Source organism: Roseivirga sp., from assembly GCF_965216855.1.
GTDB lineage: Bacteria > Bacteroidota > Bacteroidia > Cytophagales > Cyclobacteriaceae > Roseivirga.
Window position 1 is genome coordinate 1129009 of the sequence record NZ_OZ244204.1, and the last position, 12936, is coordinate 1141944.

Annotated in this window: 11 protein-coding genes; 6 read left to right on the forward strand and 5 right to left on the reverse strand. The window is 41.0% G+C overall.

Features of this window, described 5'->3' with window-relative positions; genetic code table 11:
- Positions 1-19 precede the first annotated feature (19 nt).
- From ACOOEY_RS04930 to ACOOEY_RS04940, 3 genes are all read left to right on the forward strand, one after another.
- Positions 20-502 carry a Bro-N domain-containing protein gene (locus ACOOEY_RS04930; RefSeq protein ID WP_420387561.1) on the forward strand — a complete coding sequence of 161 codons (483 nt, stop codon included), beginning with the start codon at positions 20-22 and terminating at the stop codon, positions 500-502.
- Positions 503-511: 9 nt separating this feature from the next.
- Entirely contained in the window at positions 512-1741 is a 1230-nt protein-coding gene (gene hutI / locus ACOOEY_RS04935) for an imidazolonepropionase (protein WP_420387562.1), read from the forward strand.
- A 69-nt stretch (positions 1742-1810) separates the two neighbouring features.
- Positions 1811-2935, forward strand: a complete 1125-nt coding sequence (locus tag ACOOEY_RS04940) for an Sb-PDE family phosphodiesterase (RefSeq protein WP_420387563.1) — start codon at positions 1811-1813, stop codon at positions 2933-2935.
- On the opposite strand, the gene ACOOEY_RS04945 is transcribed toward ACOOEY_RS04940, so the two are convergent.
- The 3 genes from ACOOEY_RS04945 to ACOOEY_RS04955 all read right to left on the reverse strand — a co-directional run bounded on the left by ACOOEY_RS04945 (position 2932) and on the right by ACOOEY_RS04955 (position 5700).
- Positions 2932-3576 carry a hypothetical protein gene (locus ACOOEY_RS04945; protein WP_420387564.1) on the reverse strand — a complete coding sequence of 215 codons (645 nt, stop codon included), beginning with the start codon at positions 3574-3576 and terminating at the stop codon, positions 2932-2934. The two genes, ACOOEY_RS04940 and ACOOEY_RS04945, sit on opposite strands and share 4 nt — an antisense overlap.
- Before the next feature lie 119 nt (positions 3577-3695).
- A complete protein-coding gene (locus ACOOEY_RS04950; protein WP_420387565.1) occupies positions 3696-4388 on the reverse strand; it encodes a response regulator transcription factor in 693 nt (230 codons plus the stop codon).
- 91 nt (positions 4389-4479) lie between these two features.
- Positions 4480-5700 (reverse strand): sensor histidine kinase, encoded by a 1221-nt coding sequence (locus ACOOEY_RS04955; protein WP_420387566.1) that lies wholly within the window; start codon positions 5698-5700, stop codon positions 4480-4482.
- A gap of 156 nt (positions 5701-5856) precedes the next feature.
- On the opposite strand from ACOOEY_RS04955, the gene ACOOEY_RS04960 reads away from it, so the two are divergent.
- The 3 genes from ACOOEY_RS04960 to ACOOEY_RS04970 all read left to right on the forward strand — a co-directional run bounded on the left by ACOOEY_RS04960 (position 5857) and on the right by ACOOEY_RS04970 (position 11251).
- Positions 5857-9093 carry a gliding motility-associated C-terminal domain-containing protein gene (locus tag ACOOEY_RS04960; RefSeq protein WP_420387567.1) on the forward strand — a complete coding sequence of 1079 codons (3237 nt, stop codon included), beginning with the start codon at positions 5857-5859 and terminating at the stop codon, positions 9091-9093.
- 121 nt (positions 9094-9214) lie between these two features.
- Positions 9215-9802, forward strand: coding sequence for a rhodanese-like domain-containing protein (locus ACOOEY_RS04965; RefSeq protein ID WP_420387568.1), 588 nt, complete (start codon positions 9215-9217; stop codon positions 9800-9802).
- A gap of 3 nt (positions 9803-9805) precedes the next feature.
- Positions 9806-11251: an aminotransferase class V-fold PLP-dependent enzyme gene (locus tag ACOOEY_RS04970; RefSeq protein ID WP_420387569.1), complete on the forward strand. Its 1446-nt coding sequence runs from the start codon at positions 9806-9808 to the stop codon at positions 11249-11251.
- Between the two features lie 14 nt (positions 11252-11265).
- On the opposite strand, the gene ACOOEY_RS04975 is transcribed toward ACOOEY_RS04970, so the two are convergent.
- Entirely contained in the window at positions 11266-11577 is a 312-nt protein-coding gene (locus ACOOEY_RS04975; RefSeq protein ID WP_420387570.1) for a hypothetical protein, read from the reverse strand.
- Positions 11578-11681: 104 nt separating this feature from the next.
- A complete protein-coding gene (locus tag ACOOEY_RS04980) occupies positions 11682-12836 on the reverse strand; it encodes an MFS transporter (protein ID WP_420387571.1) in 1155 nt (384 codons plus the stop codon).
- Positions 12837-12936 lie beyond the last annotated feature (100 nt).

The following is a 12936-nucleotide window of genomic DNA, read 5'->3' on the forward strand; positions in this document are numbered from 1 at the left end:
CCATTACACCTCATATAAAATGAAAAAGGAACCTAAATCAACAGGCACACCAAATGCCAACAAGCTCTCAATTTTTGAAGACAAAGAAATTAGACGAATTCTTGTTGGAGATGAGTGGTATTACTCAGTCATAAATGTTGTTCATGCATTAACCAACAGCTCGAATCCAAGGAACTATTGGAGTACCTTAAAGAAACAGGAACTCAAGCATGGAATTCAGTTGTCCACAAATTGTGTACAACTGAAAATACCTTCAAAAGATGGTAAAAAGTACCAGACTGACTGTGCTGACAATGAAGGCATATTGAGAATTATTCAATCTGTTCCATCTAAAAAAGCTGAGCCTTTCAAAAGATGGCTGGCCAAAGTAGGGGCCGAACGTATTGAAGAAATCGAACAACCAGCCAAGGCCATAGAAAGGGCCAAAGGCTATTATCTTCAAAAAGGATATACTCAGGAATGGGTTCAAACCCATACTTCTAATAAAGCTAATTTCTCATAGACCTAAATTATGACAAAAACCTTTATCAATATCAACCAACTCGTTCAGGTGAGAGAACCTGAACAAAACATTCTGCGCGGAGCTATGATGGCTGATGTGCCTACTATGGAAAATGCCTGGCTGACAGTTGAAGACGGTCTGATTCATAACTATGGGAGTATGGAAAACTTTCAACCGGAGGAAGGTACCGAAATCGTTGACCTGAAGGGTCGTATGGTCACCCCCACCTTTGTCGATTCACATACCCATCTGGTTTTTGCTGAGGACCGTGATGAGGAATTTGTCATGAAGATCAAGGGCATGGACTATCAGTCTATTGCCGAAGCGGGAGGTGGTATTCTGAATTCAGCACGTAAGCTTCAGCAAACCGACATTAATACGCTCACTGAACGGGCAGCACAAAGACTGAAGGAAGCCATTGCGGCCGGCACAGGAGCTATTGAGATCAAGAGTGGGTACGGACTTACTATGGAATCTGAGATCAAAATGCTTCAGGTTATCAGTCAATTGTCCGAGCAATTCCCCATTCCTATCAAAGCTACTTTTCTTGGCGCTCATGCCTTTCCAACAGCAGATCATGAGAAATACATGAACACCATGATTCAGGAAATGCTCCCCGAAATTTACTCTCAGCAATTGGCAGATTATATCGACTGCTTCTGTGAAGATGGATACTATTCAGTACAACAGATGGAACGTATTCTTGAAGCCGGTGAAAAGTTCGACCTGAAGCCAAAGGTACATGTCAACCAATTCAACTCAATTGGAGGCATTGAAAAAGCCATTGAGTATGGAGCACTCTCTGTTGACCACCTGGAAGTACTAACGGATGATGAGATTAACCTACTGAAAGATTCAGACACTATCCCTGTTGCCTTACCGGGTTGCTCCTTCTTCATCAGAATACCTTATACCCCGGGCAGGAAAATCATTGACAACGGGCTGCCATTGGTCATTGCCTCTGATTTCAATCCCGGATCCGCTCCCTCTTTCAACCTGAGTCTTGCCAATAGTCTTGCCGCAGTGCATATGGGACTATTGCCCGAAGAGGCCTTTAATGCCACTACCTTCAATGCAGCGTTTGCGCTGGAACTGGAAGCCGAAACCGGAAGCATCACTAAGGGCAAAAGAGCCAATTTCATTGTAGCCAAAGCGGGCAAGAACCTAAATTCAATCAGCTATAACTTTGGAGTTGACTGGATTGATAGTGTTTTCATTAACGGTGAAAAGTACGAATAGCATAGCCTTGCCATAACGAACAGTTAACAGCTTATGGTTAAATTGAATAGCATTCATTCAACCTTAACTATGAAAAAGCTCACCCTAACCCTACTCTTACTCTTTGTCACTTTATTAGGCTTCGGTCAAAACCACAACCATGCCTTTGGAAGAAAAATCAACTTCCCCAATGTTGAGGGCTATGTGACACTGAAAGCTGATCTGCATATTCATACCGTGTTTTCTGATGGTAGCGTTTGGCCTGATATAAGAGTTCAGGAAGCCATACGAGATGGACTGGATGTTATCTCCCTCACTGAGCATCTGGAGTATCAACCCCATAGTGCTGACATACCACACCCTAATAGAAACCGATCTTATGAACTGGCAGTCCGCCTTGCCAGAAATAGCAACCTGATGATCGTGAGAGGCTCTGAAATAACCCGCAGCATGCCTCCGGGGCACAGCAATGCCATCTTTATAGAAGATGCCAACCCTATGCTCAAAGAAGAAGCTATGGAGGCTTTTCAGGAAGCCAAAAATCAGAATGCCTTTGTGTTTTGGAATCACCCCACCTGGACCGGACAGGAAAAGGATGGTATTGCCAAACTCTATGACTTACACAGAGACCTGATTAGTAAGGGCTTACTGCATGGTATTGAAGTGGTCAATATGGATACTTATTCTGAAGAAGCATTGAAAATTGCATTAGACAATAACCTCACCATTATGGGTACCTCCGATGTCCACGGACTTATCGACTGGGACTATGAAACCCAGCATGGCGGACACAGACCGATTACCCTGGTATTCTCTAAAGAAAGAAGTATTGAATCGCTTCAGGAAGGTCTGACTGCAGGCAGGACTGTCGTCTGGTATAACAATCTTCTGGTGGGAAAAGAAGAAAACATGAACCTGCTTCTGGATGCCAGCCTAAAGGTAGAAAAGGTTGAATATCCGGGTAACACCAGCATCGCCCATGTGACTATCAAGAATCTCAGCGATACAGAGTTTGAATTAAGAAACCTGACGGATTTCAGCTTCTATGATATGGCCGATCTGGTTAAAATCAAACCTCAGAGTGAAACGGTAATCAAGGTAAAAACCAAAGACATTCTTTCTGACTTCGATTTAGAGTTTGAGGTAATGAATGCAGTGATTGCACCAAAGGCACATGCTAAACTAACATTACACGTTGCTCGAACAGACAACTAATTCTCTATTTCGTAGCGATCATTAGATGTTTGCAAACCCCGGTGAATCTCGAAGCTGATCAGTCCGGCAGATAAGCTGAACTGAAACGCCACTACCTGACCATCCTTCACACAGTAATTGCCAGAAGGATCTTTGCAATCTGTGTTGGGATCAAAGAAGTAGTCCAGTACATCATCGTAAACTGTACCATTGATGGAAACCGTCTGCAATTGTCCTCGAGAGCCCGAGCTCAACTGAAGGTTCTCGTAGGCCACGCGATGCGTGGCATTTTCTATTTCCACTACCAAATCAACCTCAGTAGAGGAATCTGTTGTTTTCCATAACTGTACCGATAAGTCGGGCTGCCCTTTGCTGAATCTGAAAGTCTGATAGGCTGCCACTGAACAGAAATCGTCCTCAGGAGGTCCGAATCCTCCGCAGACTTTACCACTCTCTTCAACATCTGTTCCTCTAAAGCTTAGGCTAATGGTTTCTCCATTGCTGTTTCGGAATGGCCTGGAGGAATCTAATTCGAAGGATAAGAGGCCTAATTCGCTCTCTTCAAAGTTCAGGTCGCATTTCTTGCAACACCCCATTAGGGCAAACAGGCTAACCAAAGAGATAAATATAAGTAGTTGGCGTGTATTGAACTGACCTTTCATGTGTTTGTTGTTGATGATATTTTGTAGAGTAACCTGAATTTATCTAAAAGAAACTCTGGATGGTCAGCCACTTTATAAACTTAACCAAAACATCATATTGAAAAGTCATATGCAAGACACTAGTCTTCAAGCACAAAGCCCTTGCCATGCACATTGGTAATCTTGATTTGATCATCTCCACTAAGATACTTTCTAAGCTTGGAAATGAACACATCCATACTTCTACGATTGAAGTAGTCACTATGACCCCATAAGTTTTTCAGAGTCTGTTCTCTATCCAGAATCTGTCCCTTATGTAAGCATAGCTGCCTAAGAATATCGGCCTCCTTTGTAGTAATGGTCTGCTTTTGAGTTCCCAGATAGAGTGCCTGATTCGTATAGTCAAATTCGTATTTACCAATAATGAATCTTTCAGGGTCAGGTTGAGCCTGCGTTGTACTGCGCTTGATGATGGCGTTGATTCTGGCAATAAGCTCTTCTTCATCTACCGGCTTCACAATGTAGTCGTCTGCTCCCAGCTTAAAGCCTTTCAGCTTATCAATCTTCAGGGCTTTGGCTGTCAGAAAGATGAGGGGAATTGATGCATTGGTCGATTTCAATTGCTCGGCAAGTGTAAAACCATCCATCTTTGGCATCATTACATCCAGGATACAAAGGTCAAACCTGTCTTTTTCAAACGCCTCAAGTCCCAGTTCTCCATCCTTGGCCCAGGTTACCTCAAAATCGTGCATAAGTAGGTATTCCTTAAGAATATAGCCCAGGCTGCTGTCGTCTTCAACCAGTAAGATGTGTCCCTTTTTGTTTAGTTCCATGGTAAAAAAATGCTGAATTCACTCCCAAGATTCCTCTTGCTTTCAAGCGCTATTCTGCCCTTATGAGCATCAATAACACTTTTAACATAGCTCAGACCAAGTCCGAAACTTTGACATTGTGCAGGTTACCGGACTCAGCACGGTAAAATTTATCGAAAATGAATTTCTGAACTTCCTCTCCCATACCAATGCCGTTATCCTGAATGATCAGCTCAATCCCTTTGTCTGTATCTCTGGTGATCACCTTGATTTCCGGCTCACCTTCTGTGTATTTGACTGCATTATCCAAAAGATTATAGATGATGTTATTCAGATGTGTTTCATCTGCTATCAGAAAATGCTGCCTGGCTCCAAGGTCGAGGATCAGTCGGCCATTTCTTTCATTAATAATCAACTCAAATGCTTTGGTCACTTTCTCAATCAATTCATGCAAATCGAGCTCCTTCTTATCCAATTTAAAATTGCCGGAATCGATCAAGGCCATTTGCAGAATTTTATCTACCTGACTTTTAAGACGCTTTCCTTCATTATCGATCAGCTCAGCATATTTGGATAGCTTATCAGATTGTCTGACCTCATCAGATTTTCTCAATAGTCCAGATGCTAATGCAATAGAGAAAATCGGTGTTTTGAACTCGTGAGTCAGGTTATTAATGAAGTCATTTTTGAGCTGTGACAGTTTCTTTTGTCGATTGATAGTAATGACGGTATAGGAAAATGCCGCAATGATCACCAATAATAGAAGTACCGTAGCCCTTAACATTGATGCATTCTTGGCTATGAAATTCGGATAGCTAAAACTGATATCAAATGCCGTATACTTCCCGTCTCCATGATCTCCATGTGAACGACCAACATCCGGTCCGCAGAGACAGAGAAAATTCTCAGCATTGGTAACCAGATTAATATTTGGATTTTCTGCCCTTCTCGTTGAATCTGAATAAAAGAAGCATTCTGTATCGCTGGCAATCAATCCATTGACCCGGTATGCAATATTCATGTTATGACGGGCAAAGACGCTGTCAATCTTCATTTTCAGCACCTTAAGGATCATATTATCCGGTGCTTTCTCAAAAGATTCAAAACTGAAGAATTCACCTCCCTCATAAGCGTTTACCATATCTACCCAGCCCTTATCATACCTCATTTCTTCATAGATGGTATTGAAATATTCAGGTACGGTCAGATTAAACTTCTCCTCATAGATGGCGACATCTTCTTTGAATATTCTGAGCTGTACAAAGACAAGTCCCGCCATTGAACCGACAACAGCCAGAATTACCAGATATATGGTTAAGCGTGATAGTTTCATGAATTATTCATTCGAAAATACGGATTCTGAATCACCTGTTTTGGGCTTTAACCTTTCATTAACACTTTTAACCCTCTCTTGGCTAACCAAACGCCTATACCATTATTATCGATGTTTCTATTGTAATTCTGATCGTTATTAATGAAAGCACATTAAATGCAGTCTTCAATTAAGAGACTTCTTTTACTTTGGGTATGTTTAAATCCATTATTTCTGGTTGAAGCCCAGACAACTAAAGGCCGTGATTTTTGGTTAGCCATACCCAGACAAATACCACTAGCTGCTTACTCTCACAGAATCAATCAAAATGAATTTATCCTAGATCTGTTTATTCAAAGTGAATCGGATTCCTGGGTCATTGTTGAGACACCTCTGCAATCAGACACATTGCAAATTCGAGCGAATGAATCTCTTAGATATGAGGTATCTTATAATAAGCAACAATCTACCAAATCAGGAATTCTTACAGTACGAGATTCTACAGGAATCTCTTCAAATTCGATACACATCTATTCTCAGAATGAGATTGGTCTAAGTGTTCTAAATAATTCTTGGGGTAGTGCTGACGCAGCATTACTATACCCATCTCACCTTTTGGGGTCTGAGTATATATTATCCACCTATGATGAAGATCCCACAAAGATAGAATCTAGCATCGATTGGATTAGTACTTCTTCTAAGTCACAATTACTAGTAATAGCAACTAAGGACCATACTGTCATCTCCATAACTACCAGTCAGAACACCTTGCTTCCTAGCTTAAAAAAGGGAAACACCTATGAGTTTACTCTGGATAAAGGAGAAGTATTATTTCTTGATTCAGAACTTGATCTCTCTGGTACTACTATAATTTCTATTGATGAATGTAAACCAATCGCTGTTTTTGGAGGCAATGAATACGAAAAGGTAACTGGAGGCCAGAATTGTGCTGCTGATTGGTCTGACCCTTCTAACTTAATAGATCCAGCATTTCCACTTGGTCTTGGGGCCGACTTCCTTTTTTCTCAAAACCTACCAACAAGATACTGGGGCAAGGAGTATATCGCTCTTCCTTTTGCAGAGCGAACCGGCTATGTACTTCAAATAGTGGCTAAGTATGACAATACAGAAATAAAAATTGGAAGTCAAAAATATCTAGTTAACAAGATGGCGCCTCTCAGAATAGTGGAAAATACTGCCAGATCTGTTACTTCAGACAAACCAATAGCTGTTACACAATTAAGTCAATCTCTGAGCTGTGATTATCAACCTATTATCTATGAACCTACGGGAATTGGTGACCCATTTATGCTACAACTAGTTCCAAGTAATCAAATGGCCCCATTCAAGAACTTCATTAATCATTCAGACTCTAGATCTAGTTTCAGGCTATTTGCCAGTGTATTGGTTAAAACAGATGAAATAACGCAGTTTAGCTACATTTCAACAAGTAGTCCTAACATTGATTTTAAAATTGTACAAGACGATCCGGAATACTCCTACGCAACATTTGAGATGAACTACTTAGGAGCAAATGAAATCTCTTCATTAAGCGGACTCATTGGATATGTTTATGCATTCTCATGGTTAGAAAGTTTTGGTTACCCATTAGGAAGTGCTATGCAGAATCAACTCGGAAAAATCAACCTCCAATCCGAACAAATTGGTATTATCGATGACAAAGCATGTATTAATGACAACCTTCAAATAGAGGTGTTATTTGACCTCACCGAGGGAGAAAGTCCCTTTAATGAATTCGAATGGTTTCTAGGTGATGGAAATACAAAAAGAGGAAGTAAAATAGAACATCTATATTCGGAACCAGGACAATATTTAATCAAATTAATTGCATCTAAAGGAGATGGAGATTGTAGAAAGGAAGAAATCTTTTACAAACAATTAGAGATTGTTGACATTGGTAGAGAAACAATCTCTGGACCCCAGTCTGTGTGTCCAAATTTAAAAGGCTTTACATATAGCCTAAAAAACACTAAAGGAAATAATTACCATTGGGAAGTTATTGGCGGTGAAATTACCCGGAAATCAAACAATAACGACAGTATTACAGTGAGTTGGTTCGACTCAAATAAAAAAGCATTAGTTAAGGTAATCGAGACCAACTCACTTGGCTGTAGTGCTGAGCAGACTCTGAAAATTATCATTAATGAAGAGTTACGCCCACCGGCTCCACAACGAGTAAACGGACCAGACAACTTGCTATGTCCAAATCAACTAACTGGATTAACCTATTTTACCCCCCCTTCTCCAGGAGCCGAGTATCAATGGTTTGTAGAGGGAGGGGATATTATTGGTTCCTCCACCCAAAATATGATTAAAGTTAACTGGAACAGTTCATCTGTAAAAAAAATATGGTTTGAGGAGACAAACAGTTTGAGTGAATATTGTAAAGGTGTTTCAGATACATTGAATGTATCAATATTAGATGACCTAGTTATTAAAGCTGACATTAACAGTATTAGCTGTAAGGATGCCGAAGATGGACAAATTAAACTTCAAATCAGTGGTGGCTTAGCTCCTTATTTAGTGGAATGGGATGATGGCACCATGACTATCGACCGATATAACCTCAAAAGCGATTCATATCAAGTTAGAATCACAGATTCAGCAGGCTGTACTCTAACTCAATCTATTCATGTTTCAGAGCCAAACGAGTTAAGTGCAGAAATAGATATATATTCTACCTTCTGCTATGGTGAAAACAATGGGTATGCCAAGCTTCTAATTAGTGGAGGGTCCTCTCCTTATAAAACTTCCTGGAATAATGGTTCTTTCTCACCGGACTTGTTTAACAAAAGTCTTGGTCCTGGTCCAAATACAGTAAAAATAGTCGATAAAGAGAATTGCGAACTCGTTTTAAATTTTCATGTAGATGAACCCAAACCTCTTACAATTACTACAACCGATACTCCTTCATGTATAGGGCAATCGACAGGGACAATTTCGGTCGAAGCCAGTGGAGGAACTTCTCCTTATACCTACAGGTGGAATACGAGCCCTCCACAGGACTCACAATTGATTAGGGGGCTTCCTGCAGGAAAGTATTCAGTAACTGTAACTGACGCAAATGGATGTTCGATTACCTTTAACGATGAAGAGATATTTGAAAAACCACCTTTTATCATTCCTCCGAACGTATTTTCTCCGAATGGAGATGGAATTAATGACACCTTCCTGGTTGTTAGCGATTGCAGTATAGAGTTAAAAATGTTTATCTATTCCAAATGGGGTGAACTGATATTCAAAACCACCGATGTTAATAATGGATGGGACGGTCGTTTTAATGGCAGCTATGCTCCAGTAGGCCAATATAGCTATATAATTAGCTATAAATTCATTCAAAACGGAGAAAATCAATCACATGTAAAAAGAGGGAATTTTCAACTCATAAGATAGTTCCTCATCTCCCTATTTAACCTTTCATTAACACTTTTAACCCTCTCTTGGCTAAGATTAACTTCGCCTTCACCCAACCACATTTCACCCTCTAATACCTTTGAGCAAAACTCAAAACAACATGAATTCAAAAGCCCAAAGTGTCAAAAACCTTTTGCTGGTATTGGGAATGGCTATGGCCCTTCTATTGATCAATACTCAGCTTTCAGCACAAACCCAGGTAGAACCTGCCTATCAATGTACCCCCTGTGGATGTAGTCAAGATAATGTCATAGTTCACGCAGCTGGCAATTGCAGTGAGTGCGGTATGAAGCTTATCAATATTAATAACCCAAGCGAAGGATTGAACTACACCAACCTTTACAACTATCAGGTCTGCGATCTGATTGCCAATACAGAAGATCTGCTCATTCTCGATGTGCGGTCAGAAGGTGAATATACTCAAAGAACATCCCAAATAGGCCGGTTCAAGGGAGCAATCAATATTCCCATCAACCAACTGGAAAAGAGTCTCAAAGAACTGGCAGAATATAAGGGCAAACCTATTTTGGTTTACTGTTCTATTAGTGCCAGGAGCCCCCGGGCCAGTCAACTATTGGCTGATGCGGGCTTCACAGACATCCACAATCTCATTGGTGGATTAAATGCCTGGAATCAAGCGGAGCAGGAAACCCTTCCCTGTCAGGAAACCTATGTGGAAAGAAAGTAGATTATGCTCAGTTTTCTCAAACAAATCAATCCGTGGACGAACAAGGCTTTCGCATCTACGGACAGCTACACTAATTTTATTGAGCGTTTTCCTGAGTACGAAAGAACCAGTTCACTGAATACGCTAAGACAACAGGACTTTGCAAGACTTGACGAACAAGAGCATACTTATCTGGATTTTACCGGGGGACAACTCTATGGGGAGAGTCTACTACATCAACATCACGAATTCCTCAAAAATAAGATTCTGGGAAACCCACACAGCATCAACCCCAGTTCATCATTGGCCGAAAGGCATGTAGAAGCAAGTCGAAAGAAGGTACTAGAGTACTTCAATGCAGGCGATGATTACATTTGTGTCTTTACTGCAAATGCCTCATCGGCCATCAAGTTAGTAGCAGAATCATATCCCTTTACGGAGAACAGTCAACTACTCCTTACAGCAGATAATCATAATTCAGTCAATGGTATGCGTGAGTATGCCCGCAAAGCAGGTGGTGCATTCACCTATACTGAGCTAACCAATGAGTTGCTATTTGACCAGGCAGAATTGAGCGCCAACCTCGAAAGCTTGAATGGGAATGAAAAGCTTTTCGCATTTCCCGCACAGTCAAATGTATCTGGAGTAAAGCACGATTTAAACTGGATTGACAAAGCACAGGCTAATGGCTGGGATGTTTTACTGGATGCAGCAGCCTATGTGCCAACTTCTCCTCTTGATTTAAGCAGGCACCAACCCAACTTTGTATCCCTCTCATTTTATAAAATGTTTGGTTACCCTACTGGTCTGGGTGCCCTACTGGTCAAAAAAGACACCTTTAATAAATTGCAAAAACTATCCTTTGCAGGAGGCACCATCACTATTGTCAGTGTTAACGGTGACGGTCACTATCTCGAATCAGAAGCCGCAAGATTCGAAGACGGCACCATTAACTATCTGGATATACCAGCAATCAAGACTGGACTAGAGTACATCGAATCCATTGGCCTTTCTAAAATAGAGCTACGCGTTAGAACCATCACCCACTACTTAATGGAACAGCTATTGGCTCTCAGGCACCAGAATGGTCAAAATCTAATCCGCATCTATGGACCTGAAGGTATGGAAAACCGCGGAGGGACTTTAGTCATGAATTTCTATGATAGAGATGGGCAACTTCACGACTTCCAACAAATAGAATCTGATGCTTATAAGAAGAATATTTCCATTCGCACAGGCTGTTTTTGCAATCCGGGAATTGATGAGAAGAACCACAACCTCAATAAGGAAAAGCTAAAAGCCTATTTCAAAAGAGGTGGGGAGAAAAATTACTTCGACCTCATCCGTTTCCTCGACCAAAAAAGAGGAGCTGTAAGAATTTCGGTAGGTTTCATTACCGATTACAAGGACGCGCAGGTTTTCATTGCTTTCTGCAAGTCTTATCTTAATAAAAAAGTCGCTCAAAACTGAGCGACTTTCATTTCTTATTCCTCTGTTGTTCCCGGATCTGACTTGGGAGGATTTTTCAATGCCTCTTCTATAACAGCCTTTTCCTCCTCACTTGTCATTTTTGGAGCAGGTTTATAGTTTTCTATTTCCTTCTTAATATCTGAATAAAGATCTTCAGGAACATACTTTGGAGCTTCTGCTTCTTTCACCTGTTGTTCAACGGTTGGAGCTTCAGTTTGCTCAGGAGCATCCTGCAGGTTCTTTAAGAATTGATCTTTCAATTCCTGAGTAGGAAGGCTATCCAGAATGAATTGTTTGTTCTCCTCGAGACTTTGCTTAATGGCCATAATTGCGGTGTTTTAAGTTCTAACAATTTTGTTTCAAGATAGAAGATTATTTGATGCTTTCCCAAAACATTTCTATCAAAAGAAATCACTTTCTAAGTCTGAAGCTAGTGAACAACTATACTCTTCCTCATTAACAAAACCACCAAAAAAGCCAATACCGAGAGCCCGGTAATGAAGGTAAAACCATAGTCAATACCCCAATGTTCCGCTATAAAACCAATGAGAACCGGGCCAATCAATAAACCGATATAGCCAGAAGAGGCCACTGAAGTGATCCCTGCGGAAGGCTTGATACCTCTTTGCTTAGCAGATTGGCTAATCAGCGTGGGTACTATAACGGAGAATCCCAGCCCGACTCCTCCAAAACCAAATAGAGCCCATAAATACCCGTCCAACTGAATAGTTAGCAGACCTAGAATACCTAATAGACAACCTAGCAAAAGCATTTTTAAAGAACCCCAGCTCTCAATTAACTGGTCACCAAAGAACCTCCCTATAGCCATGCAGCCTGCAAAAGCTGCAAAACCAAAGCTGGCTATTGTAGTAGGTGCTGCCTGCGACTGTTTCATATAAATAGTACTCCAGTCTGTAATAGCACCTTCACCCAGCATAATGCAAAAACCAATCAAGGCTAAACTAACCACTGATTTAGGCGGCCATAGAAATTCGCTTTTTGATTTACCTCTGTTGTCATCATCAATCAAATGTCCGGACGACCTCGTTACACATATGCCCAACACAACCACCCAACAGAGGATGTGATAAAACGAATTCAGACCAAGACCAATAAACATTGATGAGGTTGCCGAACCCACCATTCCTCCCAAACTAAAAAAGCCATGACAAGCAGACATCAATGAACGCTTTTCCTTTTTCTCCAAGGCAGTCGCACAGGCATTCATAGAAATATTGGTAAGCCCCATAGCCATCCCAACCAAAAGTAAATTGAGACAAAGTGCTCTGAAATTTGGCATCAGTCCTGTGATACATATCAAGGGGAGAAATAAACCCAGACCTAACCAAGTAGACTTTCTTTCTCCAAGATGCTCCAGTATTCTGGTATAGAAAGGCAAAAGTAAAATGGCCCCAAGTGGCATGGCGAATAATGCCAGCCCTAACCGGCCTTCACTCATATGAAGCTTTAATTGCAATTCGGGTAATCTGGTTACCCAGGCACCAAAAACAATAGACATAGACATGAATATCAATCCCACCGCACGGCTACCCGGATCACGAATAAATTCAATAATCTTTTTCATAATACTTTGAGTTTTCGCTTCAAAGGAAGGGCGCCATTTCGGCATGGACTACAACAGAATTACCCATTTATGATGCTACTCTTCAGTTTAGTCAATTCAG